The organism is Streptomyces sp. BB1-1-1 (genome assembly GCF_031597775.1).
GTDB classification, from domain to species: Bacteria; Actinomycetota; Actinomycetes; order Streptomycetales; family Streptomycetaceae; genus Streptomyces; species Streptomyces thinghirensis.
This window is the reverse complement of the sequence record NZ_CP134203.1, coordinates 3,416,135-3,438,341: the sequence shown is the minus strand read 5'-3', so window position 1 is coordinate 3,438,341 and position 22,207 is coordinate 3,416,135. Positions and strand designations below refer to the sequence as shown.

Below are 22,207 nucleotides of genomic sequence, written 5' to 3'. Positions count from 1 at the left end.
GAATCCCGATTACCGACGGGTACACAAAGCCCTCGCGGCGTCATACCCTGCGGCTCATGACGGACGCGCAGGCCCCGGAAATCACCGGCACGAACCCTCTCGCCCCCGCCCCCGCGGGCGCCCGCACCGCGGCCGACGTGGTCACGCCCGAGCTGGTCGCCCAGCTCACCAAGGGCGTGGCCGGCTCCGGCCGCACCGCCAACCACACGCCGTTCACCGGCGAGAAGCTGGCCGACCTGCCCGAGTCGACGCCCGAGGACGTGGCCGGCGCCTTCGAGCGGGCCCGCGCCGCACAGGCCGTGTGGGCGCGCGTTCCGGTACGGCAGCGTGCCGCCGTCCTGCTGCGCTTCCACGACCTGGTCCTCGAGCGCCAGGCCGAGGTGCTCGACCTCATCCAGCTGGAGACCGGCAAGGCCCGCCTGCACGCCCACGAGGAGGTCCAGGCCGTCGCCGTCGCCGCCCGGCACTACGGCCGCAAGGCCCCGGCGTACCTGCGCGCCAAGCGGCACACCGGCGCCGTACCGACCCTGACGAAGGTGACCGAACTGCGCCACCCGCGCGGCGTCGTCGGCCAGATAGCCCCCTGGAACTACCCGCTGGAGCTGTCCGTCGGCGACGCGCTCCCCGCCTTCGTCGCGGGCAACGCGGTCGTGATGAAGCCGGACACCGAGACCTGCCTGACCGCCCTGTGGGCCCGCGACCTGCTCATCGAGGCCGGGCTGCCCGCCGAGGTCTTCCAGGTCGTCCTCGGCGAGGGCCCGGTCGTCGGCCCCGAGGTCGTCAGGCACGCCGACTACGTCTCCTTCACCGGCTCCACCCGCACCGGCCGCGAGGTCGCCCAGGGCGCCGCCGCCCGTCTGGTCGGCGTCTCCCTCGAACTCGGCGGCAAGAACGCCATGCTGGTCCTTCAGGACGCCGACATCGAGAAGGCCGCCGCGGGCGCCGTCCGCGCGTGTTTCTCCTCCGCCGGCCAGCTCTGCATCTCCATCGAGCGGCTCTACGTCCACGAGTCGGTCGCCGACGCCTTCCTGGAGCGCTTCGCCGCCCGCACCAAGGCCATGCGGCTCGGCACCTCCCTCGCCTACGGCGCCGACATGGGCTCGCTGGTGGGGGAGCGGCAACTGGAGACCGTGAAGGCACACGTGGCGGACGCGGTCGAGCACGGCGCGAAGCTCGTCGCCGGCGGCGTCGCCCGCCCGGACATCGGCCCGTACTTCTACGAGCCGACCATCCTCGACGGCGTCGTGGCCCCCATGACCGTGTGCACCGAGGAGACCTTCGGCCCGGTCGTCTCCGTCTACCGCTTCAAGACCGAGGACGAGGCGGTCGAGCAGGCCAACGCCACGCCGTACGGCCTGAACTCCTCGGTCTGGACGAAGGACGCCCGGCGCGGCCACGAGGTCGCCGCCCGGATGCGCACCGGCACCGTCAACATCAACGAGGGGTACGCACCCGCCTACGGCAGCGCGCAGTCCCCGATGGGCGGCATGAAGGACTCCGGCCTCGGCCGCCGGCACGGCTTTGAGGGCATCCTCAAGTACACCGAGGCCCAGACGGTCGCCCACCAGCGCCTGCTGCCGATGGCGCCCTCGCTGGGGCTGGACGACGAGAAGTACGCGGCGTTCATGAGCCGGAGCCTGCGCCTGATGAAGGCGTTCCGCTTCCGCTGAGCAGCCCGCCACCCGTACCCGTTCTCAACGAGGAGAGCACGTGTCGCAGGAGAAGACCGTCCAGACCCGGGACGACGAGAACGGGTACGACTACGACGTCCTCATCGTGGGGTCAGGATTCGGAGGCTCGGTCTCCGCCCTCCGCCTCACCGAGAAGGGCTACCGCGTCGGCGTCCTGGAAGCGGGCCGCCGCTTCACCCGGGAGTCGCTGCCGAAGAACTCCTGGGACCTGAAGAACTACCTCTGGGCCCCCAAGCTCGGCATGTTCGGCCTCCAGCGCATCCACCTGCTCGGCAACGTCATGGTCCTGGCGGGCGCCGGGGTCGGCGGCGGCTCCCTGAACTACGCCAACACCCTCTACGTACCGCCGAAGCCGTTCTTCGAGGACCCCCAGTGGCGCGACATCACCGACTGGCACGATGAACTGACGCCGTACTACGACCAGGCCAAGCGCATGCTCGGGGTCCGGCTGAACCCGACCATGACCCCGTCCGACGTGCACCTGAAGGCCGCCGCCGAGCGGATGGGCGTCGGCGACACCTTCCACATGGCGCCGGTCGGCGTCTTCTTCGGCGACGGCGAGGACGCCGACGGCACGGCCGAGGCCAAGCCGGGCGAGAAGGTGCCCGACCCGTACTTCGGCGGCGCGGGACCCGACCGCAAGGCCTGCAACGAGTGCGGCGAGTGCATGACCGGCTGCCGACACGGCGCGAAGAACACCCTCAACGAGAACTACCTGTACCTCGCCGAGAAGGCGGGTGCCGTCGTGCACCCGATGACGACGGTCGTCTCGGTAACCGACGACTCGCGCGGCGGGTTCGCGATCGCCACCCTGCCCACCGACCGGCAGAAGAAGGGCGCGGGCCGCACGTTCACGGCCCGCCGGGTCGTCATGGCCGCCGGCACCTACGGCACCCAGACCCTGCTGCACCGCATGAAGGCGAACGGACAGCTCCCGCACATATCCGACAAGCTCGGCGAGCTGACCCGCACCAACTCCGAGGCCCTGGTCGGCGCCCAGACCGACGACCGGCGCTACCGCAAGGCCACCGGCGAGTCACGGGCCGACTTCACGCGCGGCGTCGCCATAACGTCCTCGATCCACCCGGACGCCAACACCCACATCGAGCCGGTCCGTTACGGCAAGGGCTCCAACTCGATGGGCGGCCTGTCCATCCTCCAGGTCCCGTACGCCGGGCACACCGCCTCGGGCGCGTCCCGCGTCCTGGGCTTCCTGGGCCACGCGGCCAAGCACCCGATGCTGGTCCTGCGTTCGCTCTCCAACCGCAAGTGGTCGGAGCGGACCATCATCGGCCTGGTGATGCAGTCCCTGGACAACTCCCTGACCACGCACCTGAAACCGACGGGCGTCGGCAAGGGCCTGCTCACCGCCCGCCAGGGCCACGGCTCGCCCAACCCCAAGCAGATCAAGGCGGCGACGGAGGGCGCCTCCGCACTCGCCGCCGAGATCAACGGCTTCGCCGGCTCCAACGTCGGTGAGCTGATGGGCACCCCGCTCACCGCCCACTTCCTCGGCGGCTGCCCGATCGGCGCCTCCCGCGAGACCGGCGTCATCGACCCGTACCACCGCCTCTACGGCCACCCCGGCATCTCGGTCGTCGACGGCGCCGCGGTCTCCGCCAACCTGGGCGTCAACCCGTCCCTGACCATCACGGCGCAGGCCGAGCGGGCGATGTCGTACTGGCCGAACAAGGGCGAGAACGACCCGCGCCCGGCGCAGGGCACGGCCTACGAGCGCCTGGCCGCCGTCGAGCCCAAGTCCCCGGCGGTCCCGGCGGAGGCCTTCGGTTCGCTGCGGCTGCCGTTCCTGGGAATGCCGGCGGTGCCGCCGAAGAAGTAGCGCAAAGGTGAGAGGGACCTGCGCCCCCCTCCGAGCGCAGGTCCCTCTCACCCAGCCTGTGTCACGCCGGTCGGAGCTGTGTCACGCCTCCGCGCCGGCCTTGCGCCGCCGCACCGCGAACACCGCGCCGCCACCGACGACGACGGCGAGCCCGCCGACGAGGCCGATCATCGGCAGCGCGGAACTGGAACCGGTCTCGGCGAGGCTGCCGGTGACCTCGGGCGTGTTGGCGGCCGGCTTCTCGACGGCGACGGGAGCCTTGCCGCCCTCCGTCGGCTTGGTGCCCTCGGTGTCGGTGCCGGCGGCCACGATCTGGAACTTGTAGGCGATGTCACCGAAGCCGGTGCACTCGCCGTCCGCGTCGCCGTAGATGGTCGCGCCGAGCGTGAAGCCGGCGCCGACCGGGGCGTCGGACCGCACGTTGATCCGCATCGGGATGTCGACCTCGTAGTCGGGCGCCAGCTCGTCGGTGTAGCCGATGTAGCCGACCGCGTAGCCGAACTCGTTGAGGTCCTCCCAGATCTTGTCGTCGGGGTTCCAGGCCTGGAGGCTGACCTTCTTGCTCTCGAACAGCTCCTCGCCGTTCCGGTCGGCGGAGGCGCCGGCCAGGTACTCGAGGTTCTGGAGCGTGGAGCCGGAGTTGTTCGCCACGTTCAGCGAGAACTTGTGCCAGCCGCTGCCCGCCGCGATCTTGCCGGGGAGGCCGGTGATGTTGACGTCGACCTTGGTGTCCTCGCACACCGACGGCTCGGGGGCCGGGGTCTCGGACTCCTCGGGCGCCGAGGTGCTCGGCGACGGCGAGGCGGGCGTGGAGGTGCTGGGCGCCGGGGACTCGGGGGCCGAGGTGCTCGGAGAGCCGCTCGGGGAGCTGCTCGGCGAGTCGCTCGGCGGCGGAGCGGTCTCGCTCGTGGACTGGCTCGGGGCCGGGTCCGTCGAGGGTGTGCTCTCCGGTGCGGTCTCGGCGGCGGAACTGGTCGGCGGCTGAGACGTCGGCGTGTCACCGGTCGCGTAGGCGGCCGGCGCCGCGAGCAGCGCCACCGGGGCGATCACTGCCGTGGCGGCCGCTGCTGCCATGGCGCGACGAAGCTTCATGAAGACCTCGAATAGTCCGGCGTATCGCGCACGGCGATACGGGAGAGTCAGGGAGGCCTCCGCGTGTGGGGCGCGGGAGTGGCCCTTGGTTCGGTCCGTACGACTGTTTGATCTGTGAAAGCTGTGAATGGTTGTCCTCGAACTCACAGAACTTTTATGTGGCGTGCGTCACTCCGGACCGCCGAGGGAGGCGCGGACATGGCGAAGGGCCCCGCGGCATGTGCGCCGCGGGGCCCTTCCTCGGCCAGCACCGGCGTCAGGGCAGCGCCGGTGCCTCGGGAAGCGGCGCCGGGGGGTTGCGCCGCTTGCTTCGAATGGCATGCAGTGCGAATGGCCGTGCGGTCGAGTGGGCCGAGGGACTCGGCCGCCGCCCCGTCGGCCGGCCCCGGGCGTCCCCGGAGCCGGCCGTTCTCTTGGGTGACCGGGCTGCTGTCCCCTGCCGTCCGGTCACTTTCCTGGAGCGAGGTCCCACGACGTGCGGCACGATCCGTACGTCTCATCGCTCCAGTGAGCCACGCGTGGTTCTTTCGGGCCCGCCCCTGGCTGACACGGACACCGGGACCAACGAAGCCGCTCGCGTGCAGGTCACGCGCCGTACGGGTGAGAACGCGCCCGAACTCAGATGCGACGCCCGGACCCGACGTCCGTACCCGACGCTCAGACGCGCCCGCGGCACAGTTCCAGCATCGTCATCGCCAGCGCCGTACCCGGCTTGCCCAGCGCGTGCCGGTAGTGGTCGAGGACCTCCATCTCGCGGGAGAGGTTCACGCGCCGGCCGCCGGAGGTGATCCGCGCCTCCTGGATGACCGCGGAGACGGCCATCCGTTCCTGGATCAGCCCGATGATCCGGTCGTCCAGCGCGTCGATGCGCTCCCGGGCGCCCGTGATCACGTCGGCTGCCTCGGTGGTGCGGGCGCCGGTCTTGTCTGCCGCGGTGACGGTCATGTCGGTGTCTCCTCGCCGAAGGGGGCGGTGCCCCCGGCCGACGGGATCCGCAAACGCCAGGCGCCCCGGACCTTGTCGGCCCGGGGCGCCTGGGAAGTCGCTTGTCAGTTGCTCAAGCAGCACGACCATGGCAGCCGGTGGGCCGGTTGCCATAGGTAAACAGGAAGGTCTGGTGCGTGAGCATGAGGCCAGTATGCCCCGGGGACGGACGGTGGCCAAGCCGGTTCGTATGGTGAGACGCGGGGGGAGGGGCGACCGTGCCGCCGCGGGCGGGGCGGGGCCACCCGCCCACCTCGGTAGAATCGGCAGTACAAGACCCCCGCCCGACCGCCGGAAGGCACCCCGTGTCATCAGCGACTCCCGCTGCCGCCGCCCCCGACACCGTCCTGGTCGTCGACTTCGGCGCGCAGTACGCCCAGCTCATCGCCCGTCGTGTCCGCGAGGCGCGGGTCTACAGCGAGATCGTGCCGAGCTCCATGCCGGTCGCGGAGATGCTCGCCAAGAACCCGGCGGCCATCATCCTCTCCGGCGGCCCCTCGTCGGTGTACGAGCCGGGTGCCCCCACCCTCGACCGCACCCTGTTCGAGGCGGGCGTCCCCGTCTTCGGCATGTGCTACGGCTTCCAGCTGATGGCGCAGACCCTCGGCGGCACCGTCGACAACTCCGGCGCCCGTGAGTACGGCCGCACCGACCTGTCGGTCTCCAAGCCGTCCTCCACCCTCTTCGAGGGCACCCCGGCCGAGCAGGCCGTGTGGATGTCCCACGGCGACGCCTGCTCCGCCGCCCCCGAGGGCTTCGCCGTCACCGGCTCCACCTCCGTCGTCCCGGTCGCCGCCTTCGAGAACGACGAGAAGAAGCTCTACGGCGTCCAGTACCACCCCGAGGTGATGCACTCCACGCACGGCCAGCAGGTGCTGGAGCACTTCCTGTACCGGGGCGCGGGCCTGCGCCCGGACTGGACCACGGGCAGCGTCATCGAGGAGCAGGTCGCGGCGATCCGCGAGCAGGTCGGCGACCGGCGCGCCATCTGCGGTCTGTCCGGCGGCGTGGACTCCGCCGTCGCCGCCGCCCTCGTCCAGAAGGCCATCGGCTCCCAGCTGACCTGCGTCTACGTCGACCACGGCCTGATGCGCCAGGGCGAGACCGAGCAGGTCGAGAAGGACTTCGTCGCCGCGACCGGCGTACAGCTGAAGGTCGTGGACGCGCAGGAGCGGTTCCTGAAGGCGCTGGCCGGGGTCTCCGACCCCGAGGAGAAGCGGAAGATCATCGGCCGCGAGTTCATCCGGGTCTTCGAGCAGGCGCAGCTGGAGATCATGCAGGAGGACGGCCCCGAGGTCGCCTTCCTCGTCCAGGGCACCCTCTACCCGGACGTCGTCGAGTCCGGCGGCGGCACCGGCACGGCGAACATCAAGTCCCACCACAACGTGGGCGGACTCCCCGACGACATCGAGTTCGAGCTCGTCGAGCCGCTGCGCCAGCTGTTCAAGGACGAGGTCCGGATGGTCGGCCAGGAGCTGGGCCTGCCGGACGAGATCGTCCAGCGCCAGCCGTTCCCCGGTCCGGGCCTCGGCATCCGGATCGTCGGCGAGGTCACCAAGGAGCGGCTCGACCTGCTCCGCGAGGCCGACGCCATCGCCCGCGAGGAGCTGACCGCGGCCGGCCTCGACCGCGACATCTGGCAGTGCCCGGTGGTGCTGCTCGCGGACGTCCGCTCCGTCGGCGTCCAGGGCGACGGCCGCACCTACGGCCACCCGATCGTGCTGCGGCCCGTCTCCTCCGAGGACGCGATGACGGCCGACTGGTCCCGGCTGCCGTACGACGTGCTCTCCAAGATCTCGACCCGCATCACCAACGAGGTCAAGGACGTCAACCGGGTCGTCCTCGACGTGACGTCGAAGCCGCCGGGCACCATCGAGTGGGAGTGACCCGAGCGAACCGGGCGGCCCCTAGGTGCGCTTGACGGTGCGCAGGGACTTCCCGGGCTGCCAGACCTGGACGACGAGGTACGCGTCGTCCTCCACGTAGGTCCGCACGACCTCCGTCAGCTCGGTTCGGAAGAGGTGGAACGGCTCCGGCGGTTCCACCTCTTTCACGTATCCGGCCCGTACCTCGGGGTCCTCGACCTCGACCGCCCGCCCGCCGATCCGCACGTCCCCGCCGCCCATCCCGGTGCCGTCGCCCGGGTTCGCCTGCAACGCGAAGCGCGGGTCCCGGCGCAGGTCGAGTGCCTTGACCGAACCCGGCATCATGCCGAGCCACAGCTCGCCGCCGAGGAAACGCACCTCCAGGCCGGTGGTGCGGGGCGAGCCGTCCTTGCGCAGGGTGGCGAGGGTGTGGTGCGTGTACGCGCCGAAGCGTGCCTCGACGGTGGCGGCCAGCGCGGGTTCGGCGGTGGTGAAGTCGGCCCAGTTGGCGGTGCTCGCGGCGGTGCTGCTCGTGGCGGCGGTGCTTGGTGTCATACGTCGAGTCTGGACCCGAAACCGGACACCCTCTGTCGGATATCGCGGCCGGTCGTCGTCAGAAGCCCCGGAGCACCGCCGCCTTCGTCATGGCGAACTCCGCGTCCGTGAGGACGCCGCCGCGGTGCAGCTCGCCCAGTTCGCGCAGCCGGCGCAGCAGGACGTCGTGATGGTCGGACGGCGCCGGCGCGGGACTCGGAATCCCGGGCCGGGGCCCGCTCCCGGCGGACTCCGGGGCGGTGCCGTCCGCGTCGCCCGTACGGGCGGACGGATGCGGCAGCCGGGCCGTGACCGCGGTGGCGATCAGTGCGGTGAGCAGGTCGCGGCGGGCGCTGCCCCACAGGTCCAGGGCGTACGGGTCCTTCTCCGGCGGCAGCTTGGAGAACACCGTCTCCCGGGTCACGAACCGCAGGAAACCCTCCTCGGCCCCGGAGTTGGGCAGCCACTCGACCCGCACCAGCTCACCGACGTCGATGATCCGCGGACCGGTGGCGCGTTTGACCCGGTCGGAGGCGTCGGCCCAGTCGATCCGCACCTGGGTGCCGTCGAAGGAGACCGTGCCGTCCGAGGAACGCACCGAGACCGGCACCGGCGGCCCGGGCAGCAGGTAGCCCTCGGTGGGCTCCTTGGGAATCCGGTCGAGGAGCAGCGCGTGCCGGATCTCCTCGGCGACGTACTCGGCGACCCCGCAGCGGTCGATCTCCACCGTCAGCCGGTACGGGTCGGCCGCGTCGGGCAGCCGGCCGCCGGTGGCCTGGAGGAGGGGGTCGGCGCCCTCGCGCAGCCTCAGCCGCAGCCGTCCGCGTCTGCGTTCCGGCTCGAAACCGACGCCCGCGACGGCCTCCAGCGGCACCGAGACCTCTCCGTACGTCTGCCGGAACAGCGGCACCGAGCGGTGCCGGCCCGGCGTGATCCGGACCGTACTGCCGTCGAACGCCCAGGTCCCGTCGCGCTGGATGATCTCGGCCATAAGGGAATTCTCGCAGCCGGGTCAACCCGGCGGTCCGCGTGTCACCCGCGCTGAGCAGAGCGGACCGGGGGCGCCGGGCGCGCGGGGCGTGGTGTACGGCACAATTCGCTGTCGTCCCAAGGGACTTACGGGTCCTCCACGGGCGGCGCGGCAGTGCTGTCGCGGATGCCGGCGCAGGTGTCGGCGCAGATGGTGTCACTGGGTTTTCGCAGGGGTTCGGGAAGGCGGGCGTTCGGGCGTGGCGGTGCAGGAGGCGAGACGCGGGAGCGGCTCGGACAGAGGCGCGTACGAGGCGGCGCACGGCGGTGGCTGCACCTGCGGGGACTGCCCGCACGGCGCACGTGAGGGGCACCGCCGGGCGGTCGCCGCGTTCCTGCTGCGGCGGGACGAGTTCGCGGCCGGACAGGGCCTGCCGGCCGCGGTGGCCCACTCGGCCTCCGCTTCCCGGCAGTGGGTCTCGGAGGAGCTGACCCAGTCCGCGGAAGTCGTCGCCGAACGCGGTCGGGCCGAGGGTGAGGCGTGGCTCGCGGTACTCGGGCGCCGCACGGCGGCCGTCGTGTGGGCCGGGGTCGTACTGCTGCTGCTCGGGCAGTCGCTCACCGCGATCGGTGCCGACTGGACCGCGGCACGCACCGCCGGGCTCGCGGCGGCGCTGGTCGTGGCGGGTGCGCTGACGGCGGCGTCGTGGTTCCACCGCGCGCGGGGCGGGGCGCTGGCCCCGGTCATCGGCGAGGACAACCGCCTGTCCACGTCCCGGGCGGTGGCGGCGGCCTGGGTGCTCTTCGTCGCCTACGCGGTGCTCGTCCTGGCCGGACAACTGGCGGTGGCCTCGGGCCACGGTCGACGGGACGCGCTGATCTCCGGGCTCGAACTCGCCCGCGGCGCCGGTGCGGTGACCGTGCTCGCGGTGGTGTGCGGGATCGCGGTCCTGGTGCGTCGGGTGGTCGGACTGCGGGTGCTGGGGCAGCGGTTGCAGAAGGTGCGGGCGGACCGGCCGCGCGCGGCCGACCTGCTGACGGACGACGCGGGTCGCGGGGCCTTCGCCGACATCCAGTACGTGGTGATCAGCACCGTCGCCCTGGTGTTCGCGGCCGTACGGCTGGCCCGGCGTCCGGAGCAACTGCCCGACCTGCCGTGGGGGCTGGCGGTCGTGGTGCTGGTGTCGGCGGCGACCTACGTGGCCGGGAAGTACGCGGAGGGCGGGCGCCCCGTGATCCTCTCCGTGGTCCGGGCACGGGAGGCCGGTGACCTGGACGCCCCGATCCGCACCGGCGACGACATCGAGATCCGGGGCGCGGGCTTCGTACCGCCGGGCGCGCAGCGCGCGGACCGCCTGTCCCGGATGGTCGTCCGCATCGGCGTGGTCAACGTCCACGTACCTCTGGTCCCGGTGGCCGGCGGCTTCAGCAACCCCACGGACGACCTGCTGACGGTCCCGGTACCGGCGGACGTGGAACCGGGCCGGGTGGACGTCCAGGTCGTCACGAGCACGGGCGTGGAAACCAACCGGTACGCGATCGACGTGACGGACTGACGCCCCGCCGAACCCGCCGCCGACCGTCAGCCTGTCGAAACACAGACCTGTCGAAACCGGGAACTGTCGAAACCGACAGGAAGAATCCGCCGCGGAGGGATTGAGAGAGGCCCCCACGTCGTACGTATGGTCTGGTGGGGGTCTCGGCACGCGCGGGCGAGAGGCGGCTGGCAGTGATGACTCACGGAATGCGGACGGATGCGTACACCTCGCATCCCGGCGGCGGCGGAGACTGGCGGGAGAACGCCACCCGGTACGCCCTCCTGCCCCTACGGATCTTTCTGGGCGTCACCTTCATCTACGCGGGCCTGGACAAACTCACGGACAGCGCCTTCATGAAGGACGCGGGCGCCGGCTCGGTCGGCGACATGATGCGTACCGTCCGCGACTCCTCGGCCATCCCCTCCCTGGTCGACCTGGCTCTGAAGAGCCCCTCCGGCTTCGGCTACGCCATCGCCCTGGGCGAGCTGGCGGTCGGCATCGGCACCCTGCTCGGACTGCTGACCCGACTGGCGGCGCTCGGCGGCGCGCTGATCTCGCTGAGCCTGTGGCTGACCGTCAGCTGGGCCTCCGACCCGTACTACTACGGCAACGACCTCGCCTACCTCATGGCCTGGATTCCCCTCGTCCTCGCGGGCGCCCCGCTGCTGTCATTGGACGCCGCTCTGCGCTCCCGCCGGCGACGGCGGACGGGCGGGTACCGGTAGTCGCCGACGGATATCGGTAGTCGCCGACGGGTACCGGTAGTCCTTCGCGGATACCGGTTGTCGCCCGCGGATACCGATGGCCCTCTGCGGATGTCGGTGGTCCGTCAGCCGGGGAGGTCTGCCCGGGGCTCGTCCCTGCCCGTGCTGAGTGCTCCGCGGCGTCGGTGTACGGCCTGGGCCAGGACCCCGACCGCTCCCGCGGTGCAGAGACCGCCCACGACGAGGGGGACCAGCACGAACCACGGCGTCTCCCAGAGGCCGCCCGCGTCACCGGCGTAGATGACGCCCGCCAGGGTCAGGAAGAAGCCGGCCACCAGTCGTCCGGGCTGGAACCTATGACGCAGCACGGGTCACCTCCGCCTGTCCGACGCCAACCTGGAGGTCGAGGTCGAGCGTGCCGGCGTTCTTGCCGCCCGTGGTGGGGGCCAGGGTGACCTCCTTGTGCTTGCCCGGTGCCACATCCACGTCCTTCTTGTCGTCGCCGGGGAGCTGGATGTCGCCCACGCCCACCTCGACGCTCAGCCGCACCGTCACGTCCTGCGGCACGACGACCTGTATTCGGCCCATGCCCACGTCCGCCCGGGTGGTCACCGTCTGCCCCTCGGCCAGGTCCAGCCCGGACAGGTCGAGGGTGCCGCTGCCGGTACCGATGTCGTACTGCTCGCGTACGCCGGCCGCCGTCGTGGGCTCCCAGGTGGTCCGGACCCAATCGGTGCCGACGTCCTCGGGCACGGCGGTCGCCCCGGCGAGCAGGCCCGCCGTGATGATCGCCAGGAAGATCGAGCCGGCCCCTGTGCGCCCCAGGAAGGCGCTGACCGCGATGCCGACGCCGAAGACGGCGAGGGCGCAGGCCAGGCCGGTCTGCAGACTGGTGCCGAGCGGTTGTTCGTCCCAGGTCAGCCGGGTGCCGAGGAATGCCGCGAGCAGAGCGAGGAGGAACACGGCGCCGCCGATTCCACGGGGACCGCGCGGCTGCGGGGACCGCGCGCGCCGGTCGTTCGCGGCGGGGCGGTCATGGCCCCGGCCGCCGCGGCCGATGTTGACGGCCGCCGCGATGTCGCGGGCCTCGGAGTCCGGTGGGCCCCACAGATAGCCCGTCCCGCCGACGTGGGTGCCGTCCTTGACTATGGGGTCGCGCCACCAGGAGGGCCAAGTGAACATGATCGGGGGCGCCTGGGCCTCCGGTGGAGCGTCGGCGGCGGCCTGGGCGGAGAGCGGATCGGGGTCGGGAGCCTTCCGCTGCCGGGACCAGTACCCGGCGCCCGCGAGGACGAGGGAGAGGACGACGGCGAAGGTCAGCACCCCGCCGTTGTTCAGCATGGTGAGGAAGACCCCGCAGCCGACCAGGGCGAACAGCACGGCCGCCAGCGCCTGGCCGTCGACCCGGCCGGTCAGCAGCTTGCGCACCTCGTTCTCGTCCTCGTCGTCGTAAGGGACGAAGAGCCAGGCGAAGCCGTAGAAGATGAGACCGATGCCGCCGGTCGCGGAGAGCACGGCGAGGGTGATCCGGAAGATCACCGGATCCATGTCGCACTGCCGCCCCAGGCCCGCGCACACCCCGGCGAGCGTCTTGTGCCGACGGTCGCGCCGGAACTTGTGGGGCGGGCCGGGGACATCGGCGCCGGTGGGGGCGCCCGCGTCGGCTGCGGCACCGCCCGCGGCGTCCGCGGCATCCGCGGCGGGCGCGGCGCCCTGCGGCCCGGCGCCCAGCGGGGGGCGCGGGCCGGGACCGGGCCCCGGACCCGTCGCGGCGTGCTCGTGATCTGTCATGAGTCCATGGTGACGGGCGCGGCGCCGTGACGGCAGTCGGTTCGACCCTGGTCGGACCCTGATATCGGCCCTGACACGACGCCGGGGGAATGTTCGAGGATCGCCGGGCCCGAAGATCAGGGGAGTCTCGGGGACCGACCCTGATGCTCCGGCTCCCCCGACCGTGTGACCATCTGTGTCATGCCGGAAGCCGCAGCAGCAGCACCACTCGTCGAACCGCGGCCGCCGCGCAAGCTCTACCGCAGCAGCGACGGACGCTGGCTCGGTGGCGTGGCGCGGGGGCTCGCCGGACACCTCGGGCTGCCCGTCATCTGGGTGCGGTTCGCCTTCGTCGGCCTGTTCATGGCCGACGGCCTGGGCGCGCTGCTGTACGCGGCCTTCTGGTTCTTCGTACCGCTGGGCGTCGGCGGGGTCGACGCCCAGCGGCCGCCGTCCCTCGTCACCTCCGAGAGCTCGCCGGACGGCCGCCGCAGACTCGTCGCCCGCAAGCCCGACAAGGGCCAGATCGTCGCCCTGCTCCTCATGGTCGTCGTGGCCCTGGTCTTCGTGGGCAACGTCGACCTCGGCGGCGGAGCCAAGGCCTACCTCTGGCCGACCGTGCTCGTCGGTGCCGGCGTCGCCCTCGTCTGGCGCCAGGCGGACAACGCCCGCCGGGCCCGCTGGGCCGAGGTCGGACGTCACCGGCGCACCGTCACCCTGCTGCGCTCGGTGGCCGGTGTCCTGCTGGTGACGGCCGGTGTCACCGGCATCTTCGTCCTCCAGGGGTCCGCCGCCCACCTCGGCTCCGTCCTTCAGGCGGCCCTTGCCGTCCTCGTCGGTATAACGCTCCTCGCCGGTCCCTACCTGGTGCGCATGACGCAGGACCTCTCCGAGGAGCGGCTGATGCGCATCCGGGCCCAGGAGCGGGCCGAGGTCGCCGCCCACGTCCACGACTCGGTGCTGCACACCCTGACCCTGATCCAGCGCAACGCGGAGAGCGCGGGCGAGGTGCGCCGCCTCGCCCGCGCCCAGGAGCGCGACCTGCGCGCCTGGCTCTACAAGCCGGAGGGCAACGGCAAGGACGAGGACGACGAGCCCACCACCCTCGCCGAGGCCGTGAAGCGCAATGCGGCGGAGGTCGAGGACAAGCACGGTGTCCCCATCGAGGTCGTGGTGGTCGGCGACTGCCCGCTCGACGAGAGAATCAGCGCACAGATGCAGGCCGGACGCGAGGCGATGGTGAACGCCGCCAAGTACGGTGGCGAGGGCGGCGCCGTACAGGTCTTCGCCGAAGTCGAGGGCAGGACGGTCTTCGTGTCCGTCCGGGACCGGGGCCCCGGCTTCGACCTCGACTCGATACCCGCCGACCGGATGGGCGTCAGAGAATCGATCATCGGCCGCATGGAGCGCAACGGCGGCACGGCGCGGCTGCGCGCGGTGCCGGACGGCGGCACGGAGGTCGAGCTGGAGATGGAGAGGGCGGAGAAGACGTCATGAGCGACCCGACCGAGGCGAACGGAACGGCGGGAGAGGGCGAGGCGGCCCAGCCCGCACAGCCGGCGAACGGCGGCGCGGGGGAGCGTCACGTGCGCGTGGTGCTCGTCGACGACCACCGCATGTTCCGCACCGGCGTCCAGGCCGAGATCGGCCAGACCGCGCAGACCGGCGTCGAGGTCGTCGGCGAGGCCGCCGACGTCGACCAGGCCGTCACGGTCATCACCGCGACCCGGCCGGAGGTGGTCCTCCTCGACGTGCACCTCCCGGGCGGTGGCGGTGTCGAAGTCCTGCGCCGCTGCGCCCCTTTGATGAGCGACGCCGATCAGCCCGTCCGCTTCCTCGCCCTGTCCGTCTCGGACGCGGCGGAGGACGTGATCGGCGTGATCCGCGGCGGCGCCCGGGGCTACGTGACCAAGACGATCACCGGCACGGACCTGGTGAACTCCGTCTTCCGCGTCCAGGAGGGCGATGCCGTCTTCTCCCCGCGCCTGGCCGGCTTCGTCCTCGACGCGTTCGCCTCCACCGACGCCCCGCCGGTCGACGAGGACCTCGACCGCCTCACCCAGCGCGAGCGCGAGGTGCTGCGCCTGATCGCCCGCGGCTACGCGTACAAGGAGATCGCCAAGCAGCTGTACATCTCGGTGAAGACGGTCGAGTCCCACGTCTCGGCGGTCCTCCGAAAGCTCCAGCTGTCCAACCGGCACGAACTGACGCGATGGGCCACGGCACGGCGCCTGGTGTGACCGTGCGCGCACGGCGTCCGGCTCGCCCCCCGGAGCGCCTCGTCACGCGCGCGCGTACCGCCGGTGCTACGCCACCCGCGTAGCCCCCGCGAACGGCATCTGGTCGACGGGGGTGACGCGGACGGGTGCCGACGGGTTCGGGGCGTGGATCATCTGTCCCTTGCCGATGTAGATGCCGACGTGGCTGATGCCCGAGTAGAAGAACACCAGGTCCCCCGGACGCAGTTCGGACCGTGGGACACGGCGGCCCGCGTCGATCTGGGCGTAGGTCGTGCGGGGCAGGGAGACGCCGGCGGCGCGGTAGGCGGCCTGGGTGAGGCCGGAGCAGTCGAAGGCGTCGGGGCCGGTCGCGCCCCACACGTAGGGGCTGCCGAGCTTCTGGTGGGCGTAGGCGACGGCCGCCGCGGCGCGGGAGTCGGGGGCCTGGACGGAAGAGGCGGGCAGGGCGTCCCGGGAGTCCGCCGACGAGCGCGAGGCACGGTCGTCCGTGCCGTGGCCGAGGCGGGCGCGTTCCTCGGCGGTCAGCCGGGACAGCAGGCGGCGGGCCGCGTCCAGCTTGCCGGTGATGGTCGTGCGGTGACGTTTCAGCTCGGCCCGGCGTGACGTCAGCGAGGTCACCTCGATGCGGGCGGCTCCGCGCAACTGCTCGATCTCCCGCAGTTCCTTGCGCGCCCGGCCCACGGCGGCCGTCTGCCGACTGCCGGCCCGCTCGATGAAGGCGGCGCCGTCGAGATACCGGTCGGGGTCGGCGGAGAGCGCGAGTTGCAGGGCCGGGTCGAGGCCGCCGCTGCGGTACTGGGCAGCCGCGACCGAACCGAGTCGCTCCCGGGTGGAGTTGAGCCGGTCCGCCTTGCGGGCCGCCTCGTCCCGCAGTTTCTCCAGGCGCTGCTCGGCGGCGTCCGCCTTCTCCTTCGCGCCGTTGTACTTCTCGGTGGCGACCTCCGCCTCCTGGTAGAGCTTGTCCACCTTGGCCTTGACCTGCGCCGGCGTCGGTTCCGGATCGGCGTGCCCGGTGCCGGCGGCCAGCCCGGTCGCCGTCGCCGCGCCCGCGAGGGTGATCGTGGCCGCCGTTCGGGCCCCTCCGCCGCCCGTCGTGCGCTGTCGCGGCCTGCGGTGCGTTCCCACCTGCGATCCACGTCCTTCCGTACGACTCGACTCCGGTTGCCTGCGGGAGGACGCTAGGCGCGGCGGTAACGGCCGGGTGACGGGATGCGCGGAAGTGGCGGTACCGGATCGGCGGGCGACCGAATGTGACTGAGGGCTCACCCTGCGGCCGTCGTCTTCACGCAGGGTGATGACCGATGTCCCGGATCGGAGACGCACGAGGGGCGTGAGGTGTTATGGGGTGCATATATGCACCACGGGTCGTCGCCTCCGCCGGGCCGGTGTCCGAGGGTGTCCGGACCCCTCATTAGGCTCCGGCCTCATGGACGTACTCATCCACATCTTCGTCGGTCTGCACATCATCGGCATCGCCTCGCTCCTCGGGGGCTTCCTGACCCAGATGAAGGCGATGGGCCAGGGCACGGCGCGTTTCGTCCCCGCGATGCTGCACGGCGCACTGACGATGCTGGTCACCGGCGTCATCCTGATCGGCCTCAACCAGGCCGACGACCAGTCCGTCGACAACGTCAAGATGGGCGTGAAACTCGCCCTGCTGATCGTGATCCTCGGCCTGGTCTACGTGAAGCGCGACGACGAGAAGGTGGAGAAGCCGCTGTTCGGCCTGGTGGGCCTGCTGACCGTGGCGAACATCTTCATCGCGGTGCTGTGGACCTGATCTCCCCGGTGTCCGCACCCGCCGACGACCGCAGCCCCGACCGGGCCTGGAGGACCGCCCCCGCCGCGACCGCCAGCCACGCGGCCACCGCGATCCACAGCAGCGCCTGACCGGGCGCGTCCAGCCACGGGACGTCGAGGACGGCGGCGACGGACAGCGTCGCCGCCGCCGTCATACCGAGGGGGAACACGGTCGACCAGCGGCGCACGTCGTAGCGGATCCGGGGCCACGCGATCTCGGCGGCGAGCAGTACGGCGTACCAGGCGAGGTCGAGGGCGAGCAGGAAGACGGTCACGTCGTGCAGGACGGCGTAGTCGTCGTTGTTCCACAGGTACATGCCCGTCCCGGCCGCCGCGAGGAGCTTGGCGCCGGCGAGGGCCGAGATGGCGAGCGCGCCACCCGCCACCCAGTGGTCTCCGGAGCCCCGGGCCACCTGCCGCAGATCGAAGCGGAACAGGGCGATCAGGTAGAGCACGATCCCGAGCCAGAACGGCACCAGGGACGCGTGCGCCAGCCAGGCCGTCGAGGTGGTGGCGGCCAGTGTGGCGCCCAGCACGGCCACCCCCTCCGTGGCCACGCAGCCCAGGAACACCGCCCCGGGCATCCGGCGCCCCCAGTGCGTGACGACCAGGTACAGCAGTCCCGGCCACAGCAGCGCCGCCAGCGCCAGCAGTGCCGCCGCCACGGGTGACCAGCCGAACAGGGAGATGCGGGTGCCGAGCACGGTCGTCGCGGCGACGGCGGTGAGGGCGCCCGGCGTCCCGGCCCGCGTCACCCACTGGGCCCGCTCGACCAGCAGCAGGTAGACGAAGTTCGCCGCCAGTGTCAGCCAGGCGGCGCAGGCCAGGACCAGGGCGATCCGGGACAGGACCTCGTGGCCCGTCAGGTGCAGGGCGACCGACAGGATGCCGGTCGCCATGACCGCCGCCCCGGCCGCCGGCGGACGCTGCGCCCACCAGGCGCGCAGGGGGTAGGGGGAGGTGGGAGAGGTGCCGGATGACATGCGCCCGATGCTAAGGACCCGCGCGGCTCAGGCCGGGCGCACCACGCTGTGGATCGACGACTCGCCGTCGTAGAAGATCGACTCCTCGCGGACGTACGCGCCCGGCTTCGGGGCGTGGATCATCATGCCGTTGCCGATGTAGAGGCCGACGTGACTGAGGTCGTCGTAGAAGAAGACCAGGTCGCCGGGCTGGGCCTGGGAGACCGGGACGGTCGTGCCGGCGTCGACCTGGTCGTAGGTGGTGCGCGGCAGTGTCACCCCCGCGTCCTTCCAGGCGGCCTGGGTCAGGCCCGAGCAGTCGTAGGAGTCGGGGCCGGTGGCGCCCCAGACGTACGGCTTGCCGATCTGGGCGCGGGCGAAGGCGAGTGCCTTCTCGGCCTTGGTGCCGTAGGAGGAGTCCGGCGTGGAGGACCCGGTTTCCGTACCGGCGCCGCTGGAGCCCGAGGAGCCGGATGAGCCCGAGGAGGCGTCGCTCTCCTGCCGGTCGGCCTCCTCCTGCCGCTTGCGCTCCTCGGCCTGCTGCTTCGCGAGTTCCGCGGCCTTGCGGGCGGCCTCCTGCTGCTTCTTCTTCTCGATCGCCGCGAGCCTGGCCTTCTCCTCGGCGGTCAATTCGGAGAGCAGCTCACGCGCGGTGGCGAGCTTCTTCTGAACGGTGGCCTTGGCCGTCTTGAGGTCGCTCTGCGACTCGGTGAGCGTCTGGAGGCTCTCGGTGGCCTCCCGGCGCTTCTCCATCGTCGCCGACTGCTGTGTGACGTAGTCGTCGACCGCGTCCTTCTGGCGGCCGGTGAGCCGGTCCATCAGGTGGGTCCGGTCGACGTAGTCCTGCGGCGAGTCCGCGAGCAGGAAGGTCGCGGTCTCCGGGACCGTGGAGCCCGTGCGGTACTGGGCGGAGGCGAAGGAACCCAGCTCCTCGCGCGCCTCGTTGAGCTTCTGGGTGCGCTCGGCGACGTCGTCGAGGAGGGTGTCGACGCGCTTGCGCTGCTTGGAGGTCTTCTCCTTGGCCGCGTTGTACTTCTCCGTCGCCGACCCCGCCTGGCGGTACAGGTCGTCGACCTTCTTCTCGACCTCTTCCAGGCTCGGCCTGTCGTCGTCCGACGGCGCGGCGGTGGCCGTCTGGGACAGCAGGGCGACGGAGGTGAGGGCCGCCGTGGCGAGGGCGGGGGTCCGTATGCCTGCGACGCGCGTACCCGTGGGACGCGACTTGCGGTGCGACGCCAAGGAGGCGACTCCTTCCAAAGCTCCGCCTACCGGGTTAGCTGTCGGGTTCGGGCGGTGTGGCGCGGAAGGGTTGCCCTACGGCGGATCCGCCCCCGTGGAGGGCGGTGCGGCCGATTCACCCCAAGGTTCTCGGTCGGGTCCCCGGCTCCGGGCGCCGTGCGGGCACGTCGGACTCGGCGGAGGCCGCGCGGCCCGGCGACGTTCGCCGGAGGGGGTCGTGCGGCCTGTCCGCACCGTAGCCAACTCGTGTGGCGGCTGTGAAGGTTGGTGGGTGATATGCCCGATACATTTTCGTGACCTTCGGTGTGCGGCCCCACTTCGGTCACTCTTCGTCGCCCGCTCTGTCGCAGGGCGTGCCCGGTGGCGGGATCCCGGCCATTTTCCGGGGTGGCGGCGGGTTGTCGGTGGGGCGCCCTAGACTCGGAGAGCGATGAGCAGCCTCTTTGACGACAGCTTCCTGGCGAGCCTCCAGACCCCCCGGGGTCACGAGGAGGAACCTCCGCCGCCGCCCGAGGACGATCACGGACCGGAGCCGGTTCCGCACGATCTGTTCGCCGGGAAGTTCGACGCGCCGCCGGAGCGGGACACCCACTACCGGGACGGCGCCCCGCGCCCCGCCCTGGACGCGGCCGCGCTCCTGGCGGGGCTGAACGAGAACCAGCGCGCCGCCGTCGTCCACTCCGGCTCCCCGCTGCTCATCGTGGCCGGCGCGGGCTCGGGCAAGACCCGCGTGCTCACCCACCGCATCGCCCACCTGCTGGCCGAGCGGAGCGTCCACCCCGGCCAGATCCTCGCGATCACCTTCACCAACAAGGCCGCGGGCGAGATGAAGGAGCGCGTGGAGCAGCTCGTCGGCCCGCGCGCGAACGCGATGTGGGTGATGACCTTCCACAGCGCGTGCGTCCGCATCCTGCGCCGCGAGTCGAAGAAGCTCGGGTTCACCTCGTCCTTCTCGATCTACGACGCGGCCGACTCCAAGCGGCTCATGGCGCTGGTCTGCCGCGACCTGGACCTGGACCCCAAGCGCTTCCCGCCCAAGTCCTTCAGCGCCAAGATCAGCAACCTGAAGAACGAGCTGATCGACGAGGAGGACTTCGCCGCCCAGGCGGCCGACGGTTTCGAGAAGACCGTCGCGCAGGCCTACGCCCTCTACCAGTCGCGGCTGCGCGAGGCCAACGCCCTCGACTTCGACGACCTGATCATGACGACGGTCAACCTGCTCCGCGCCTTCCCGGACGTCGCCGAGCACTACCGCCGCCGCTTCCGGCACGTCCTGGTCGACGAGTACCAGGACACCAACCACGCCCAGTACTCCCTGGTCCGCGAGCTCGTCGGCACCACCGAGCACGCCGTCGACGTGCCGCCCGAGGCCGAGGTCCCGCCCGCCGAACTGTGCGTGGTGGGCGACGCCGACCAGTCGATCTACGCCTTCCGCGGCGCCACCATCCGCAACATCCTCCAGTTCGAGGAGGACTACCCGGACGCGACGACGATCCTCCTGGAGCAGAACTACCGCTCCACCCAGACGATCCTCACCGCCGCCAACGCGGTCATCGAGCGCAATGAGTCCCGCCGCCCCAAGAACCTGTGGACCAACCAGGGCGCGGGCTCCCAGATCACCGGGTACGTCGCCGACACCGAGCACGACGAGGCCCAGTTCGTCGCCGACGAGATAGACCGCCTCACCGACGCGGGCGAGGCGAAGGCCGGCGACGTCGCCGTCTTCTACCGCACCAACGCCCAGTCCCGTGTCTTCGAAGAGGTCTTCATCCGCGTCGGCCTGCCCTACAAGGTCGTCGGCGGCGTCCGCTTCTACGAGCGCAAGGAGGTCCGGGACGTCCTGGCCTACCTGCGGGTGCTGGCCAACCCCGAGGACTCGGTGCCGCTGCGCCGCATCCTCAACGTCCCCAAGCGCGGCATCGGCGACCGCGCCGAGGCCATGATCGACGCCCTCTCCCAGCGCGAGAAGATCAGTTTCCCGCAGGCCCTGAAGCGCGTCGACGAGGCGTACGGCATGGCCGCGCGCTCCGCCAACGCCGTCAAGCGGTTCAACACGCTCATGGAGGACCTCCGTACGATCGTCGAGTCCGGCGCCGGACCGGCGACCGTGCTGGAGGCGATCCTCGAACGCACCGGCTACCTCGCCGAGTTGCAGGCCTCCACCGACCCGCAGGACGAGACCCGCATCGAGAACCTCCAGGAACTCGCCGCCGTCGCCCTGGAGTTCGAGCAGGAGCGGGCCGAGAGCGAGGAGGCCGGAACGCTGGCCGACTTCCTGGAGAAGGTCGCGCTGGTCGCCGACTCCGACCAGATCCCGGACGAGGAGGACGGCGACGGCGTCGTCACCCTGATGACCCTGCACACCGCCAAGGGCCTGGAGTTCCCGGTCGTCTTCCTCACCGGCATGGAGGACGGCGTCTTCCCGCACATGCGCGCCCTCGGCCAGGCCAAGGAACTGGAGGAGGAGCGGCGGCTGGCGTACGTCGGCATCACGCGCGCCCGCGAGCGGCTGTACCTGACCCGGTCGACGCTGCGCAGCGCCTGGGGGCAGCCGTCGTACAACCCGCCCTCGCGCTTCCTGGAGGAGATCCCGGCACCCCACCTGGAGTGGAAACGGACCGGGGCGAACGGCCCCGCGCCCTCCGCGCCGGTCTCCGGCGTGGCGGCCTCGCTGTCGTCGTCCCGTTCCCGCTCCTCGGCGTCGGGCGCGTCCGGCTTCGCCACGCGCCGGTCCGCCTCCGCCGAGCAGGCGACGGTCGCGCTGTCGGTCGGTGACCGCGTCACGCACGACCAGTTCGGGCTCGGGACGGTGGTCGGGGTCAAGGGCACCGGGTCGAACGCCGAGGCGACGATCGACTTTGGGGACACCAAGCCGAAGCGGCTGCTGCTGCGGTACGCGCCGGTGGAGAAGCTCTGAGGGTGCGCTGGGGGGCGTGACTCGCGGGCGCGTGCGGGCGGCTTGAGTGCCCGTACGTCGTC

Annotated in this window: 19 protein-coding genes and 1 riboswitch; of the genes, 10 read left to right on the top strand and 9 right to left on the bottom strand. The window is 71.7% G+C overall.

The genetic code is table 11. The features are described from left to right. Positions 1 to 56 precede the first annotated feature (56 nt). Together RI578_RS15670 and RI578_RS15665 are read left to right on the top strand one after the other, a co-directional pair. Positions 57 to 1,670: a succinic semialdehyde dehydrogenase gene (locus RI578_RS15670; protein ID WP_310871684.1), complete on the top strand. Its 1,614-nt coding sequence runs from the start codon at positions 57 to 59 to the stop codon at positions 1,668 to 1,670. Positions 1,671 to 1,710: 40 nt separating this feature from the next. Next, positions 1,711 to 3,531: a GMC family oxidoreductase gene (locus tag RI578_RS15665; RefSeq protein WP_310871683.1), complete on the top strand. Its 1,821-nt coding sequence runs from the start codon at positions 1,711 to 1,713 to the stop codon at positions 3,529 to 3,531. 81 nt (positions 3,532 to 3,612) lie between these two features. On the opposite strand, the gene RI578_RS15660 is transcribed toward RI578_RS15665, so the two are convergent. Continuing rightward, positions 3,613 to 4,272, bottom strand: coding sequence for an LAETG motif-containing sortase-dependent surface protein (locus RI578_RS15660; RefSeq protein ID WP_310871682.1), 660 nt, complete (start codon positions 4,270 to 4,272; stop codon positions 3,613 to 3,615). Here RI578_RS15660 and RI578_RS15655 point away from each other — a divergent pair. Continuing rightward, positions 4,241 to 4,516 (top strand): hypothetical protein, encoded by a 276-nt coding sequence (locus tag RI578_RS15655; RefSeq protein WP_310871681.1) that lies wholly within the window; start codon positions 4,241 to 4,243, stop codon positions 4,514 to 4,516. The two genes, RI578_RS15660 and RI578_RS15655, sit on opposite strands and share 32 nt — an antisense overlap. A gap of 764 nt (positions 4,517 to 5,280) precedes the next feature. Here the strand turns inward: RI578_RS15655 and RI578_RS15650 are convergent. After that, positions 5,281 to 5,568: a chorismate mutase gene (locus RI578_RS15650; protein WP_121748747.1), complete on the bottom strand. Its 288-nt coding sequence runs from the start codon at positions 5,566 to 5,568 to the stop codon at positions 5,281 to 5,283. Positions 5,569 to 5,912: 344 nt separating this feature from the next. Between RI578_RS15650 and guaA the strand changes: the two genes are divergently transcribed. After that, positions 5,913 to 7,493, top strand: coding sequence for a glutamine-hydrolyzing GMP synthase (gene guaA, locus RI578_RS15645; RefSeq protein ID WP_310871680.1), 1,581 nt, complete (start codon positions 5,913 to 5,915; stop codon positions 7,491 to 7,493). A gap of 21 nt (positions 7,494 to 7,514) precedes the next feature. Here the strand turns inward: guaA and RI578_RS15640 are convergent, their stop codons facing one another. Further along, positions 7,515 to 8,027, bottom strand: a complete 513-nt coding sequence (locus tag RI578_RS15640; protein ID WP_310871679.1) for a pyridoxamine 5'-phosphate oxidase family protein — start codon at positions 8,025 to 8,027, stop codon at positions 7,515 to 7,517. 58 nt (positions 8,028 to 8,085) lie between these two features. Next, the gene (locus RI578_RS15635) at positions 8,086 to 8,997 is read right to left on the bottom strand and encodes a DUF4429 domain-containing protein (protein ID WP_310871678.1); all 912 of its coding nucleotides are present in this window, start codon (positions 8,995 to 8,997) and stop codon (positions 8,086 to 8,088) included. A 238-nt stretch (positions 8,998 to 9,235) separates the two neighbouring features. Here RI578_RS15635 and RI578_RS15630 point away from each other — a divergent pair, with 238 nt between their 5' ends. Both RI578_RS15630 and RI578_RS15625 read left to right on the top strand, forming a co-directional pair. After that, a complete protein-coding gene (locus RI578_RS15630) occupies positions 9,236 to 10,531 on the top strand; it encodes a hypothetical protein (RefSeq protein ID WP_310871677.1) in 1,296 nt (431 codons plus the stop codon). A 188-nt stretch (positions 10,532 to 10,719) separates the two neighbouring features. Beyond that, complete coding sequence (locus RI578_RS15625) at positions 10,720 to 11,238, top strand: DoxX family membrane protein (RefSeq protein WP_310871676.1); 519 nt, start codon at positions 10,720 to 10,722, stop codon at positions 11,236 to 11,238. 104 nt (positions 11,239 to 11,342) lie between these two features. On the opposite strand, the gene RI578_RS15620 is transcribed toward RI578_RS15625, so the two are convergent. Next, entirely contained in the window at positions 11,343 to 11,585 is a 243-nt protein-coding gene (locus tag RI578_RS15620) for a hypothetical protein (RefSeq protein ID WP_310871675.1), read from the bottom strand. Further along, positions 11,572 to 13,008 (bottom strand): PspC domain-containing protein, encoded by a 1,437-nt coding sequence (locus tag RI578_RS15615; protein WP_310871674.1) that lies wholly within the window; start codon positions 13,006 to 13,008, stop codon positions 11,572 to 11,574. The genes RI578_RS15620 and RI578_RS15615 overlap by 14 nt, the downstream gene beginning before the upstream one ends. A 180-nt stretch (positions 13,009 to 13,188) precedes the next feature. Here RI578_RS15615 and RI578_RS15610 point away from each other — a divergent pair, with 180 nt between their 5' ends. Then, the gene (locus RI578_RS15610) at positions 13,189 to 14,484 is read left to right on the top strand and encodes a PspC domain-containing protein (protein WP_310871673.1); all 1,296 of its coding nucleotides are present in this window, start codon (positions 13,189 to 13,191) and stop codon (positions 14,482 to 14,484) included. Continuing rightward, on the top strand, positions 14,481 to 15,227 hold the full coding sequence (locus RI578_RS15605) for a response regulator transcription factor (RefSeq protein WP_210957865.1): 747 nt from the start codon (positions 14,481 to 14,483) through the stop codon (positions 15,225 to 15,227). The genes RI578_RS15610 and RI578_RS15605 overlap by 4 nt, the downstream gene beginning before the upstream one ends. A gap of 66 nt (positions 15,228 to 15,293) precedes the next feature. On the opposite strand, the gene RI578_RS15600 is transcribed toward RI578_RS15605, so the two are convergent. Then, the gene (locus tag RI578_RS15600) at positions 15,294 to 16,352 is read right to left on the bottom strand and encodes an NlpC/P60 family protein (RefSeq protein ID WP_310871672.1); all 1,059 of its coding nucleotides are present in this window, start codon (positions 16,350 to 16,352) and stop codon (positions 15,294 to 15,296) included. 301 nt (positions 16,353 to 16,653) lie between these two features. On the opposite strand from RI578_RS15600, the gene RI578_RS15595 reads away from it, so the two are divergent. Then, on the top strand, positions 16,654 to 17,007 hold the full coding sequence (locus tag RI578_RS15595) for a hypothetical protein (protein WP_310871671.1): 354 nt from the start codon (positions 16,654 to 16,656) through the stop codon (positions 17,005 to 17,007). Here the strand turns inward: RI578_RS15595 and RI578_RS15590 are convergent. Beyond that, positions 16,985 to 18,010, bottom strand: coding sequence for a tellurite resistance/C4-dicarboxylate transporter family protein (locus RI578_RS15590; protein WP_310871670.1), 1,026 nt, complete (start codon positions 18,008 to 18,010; stop codon positions 16,985 to 16,987). The two genes, RI578_RS15595 and RI578_RS15590, sit on opposite strands and share 23 nt — an antisense overlap. Positions 18,011 to 18,037: 27 nt before the next feature. After that, entirely contained in the window at positions 18,038 to 19,228 is a 1,191-nt protein-coding gene (locus RI578_RS15585; RefSeq protein WP_310871669.1) for an NlpC/P60 family protein, read from the bottom strand. A 6-nt stretch (positions 19,229 to 19,234) separates the two neighbouring features. After that, a riboswitch (cyclic di-AMP (ydaO/yuaA leader) is annotated at positions 19,235 to 19,417 on the bottom strand. Positions 19,418 to 19,658: 241 nt separating this feature from the next. Here RI578_RS15585 and pcrA point away from each other — a divergent pair. After that, on the top strand, positions 19,659 to 22,145 hold the full coding sequence (pcrA, locus tag RI578_RS15580) for a DNA helicase PcrA (protein WP_310871668.1): 2,487 nt from the start codon (positions 19,659 to 19,661) through the stop codon (positions 22,143 to 22,145). Positions 22,146 to 22,207 lie beyond the last annotated feature (62 nt).

What these genes read in the sequence shown, in the direction of transcription:
- RI578_RS15625 (WP_310871676.1), top strand. Translation starts at nt 10,720, where the DNA reads ATGCGGACGGATGCGTACACCTCGCATCCCGGCGGCGGCGGAGACTGG.
- RI578_RS15595 (WP_310871671.1), top strand. Translation starts at nt 16,654, where the DNA reads ATGGACGTACTCATCCACATCTTCGTCGGTCTGCACATCATCGGCATC.
- pcrA (WP_310871668.1), top strand. Translation starts at nt 19,659, where the DNA reads ATGAGCAGCCTCTTTGACGACAGCTTCCTGGCGAGCCTCCAGACCCCC.
- RI578_RS15670 (WP_310871684.1), top strand. Translation starts at nt 57, where the DNA reads ATGACGGACGCGCAGGCCCCGGAAATCACCGGCACGAACCCTCTCGCC.
- RI578_RS15590 (WP_310871670.1), bottom strand. Translation starts at nt 18,010, where the DNA reads ATGTCATCCGGCACCTCTCCCACCTCCCCCTACCCCCTGCGCGCCTGG.
- RI578_RS15640 (WP_310871679.1), bottom strand. Translation starts at nt 8,027, where the DNA reads ATGACACCAAGCACCGCCGCCACGAGCAGCACCGCCGCGAGCACCGCC.
- RI578_RS15610 (WP_310871673.1), top strand. Translation starts at nt 13,189, where the DNA reads ATGCCGGAAGCCGCAGCAGCAGCACCACTCGTCGAACCGCGGCCGCCG.
- RI578_RS15615 (WP_310871674.1), bottom strand. Translation starts at nt 13,008, where the DNA reads ATGACAGATCACGAGCACGCCGCGACGGGTCCGGGGCCCGGTCCCGGC.
- RI578_RS15655 (WP_310871681.1), top strand. Translation starts at nt 4,241, where the DNA reads ATGTTGACGTCGACCTTGGTGTCCTCGCACACCGACGGCTCGGGGGCC.
- RI578_RS15605 (WP_210957865.1), top strand. Translation starts at nt 14,481, where the DNA reads ATGAGCGACCCGACCGAGGCGAACGGAACGGCGGGAGAGGGCGAGGCG.
- RI578_RS15635 (WP_310871678.1), bottom strand. Translation starts at nt 8,997, where the DNA reads ATGGCCGAGATCATCCAGCGCGACGGGACCTGGGCGTTCGACGGCAGT.
- RI578_RS15650 (WP_121748747.1), bottom strand. Translation starts at nt 5,568, where the DNA reads ATGACCGTCACCGCGGCAGACAAGACCGGCGCCCGCACCACCGAGGCA.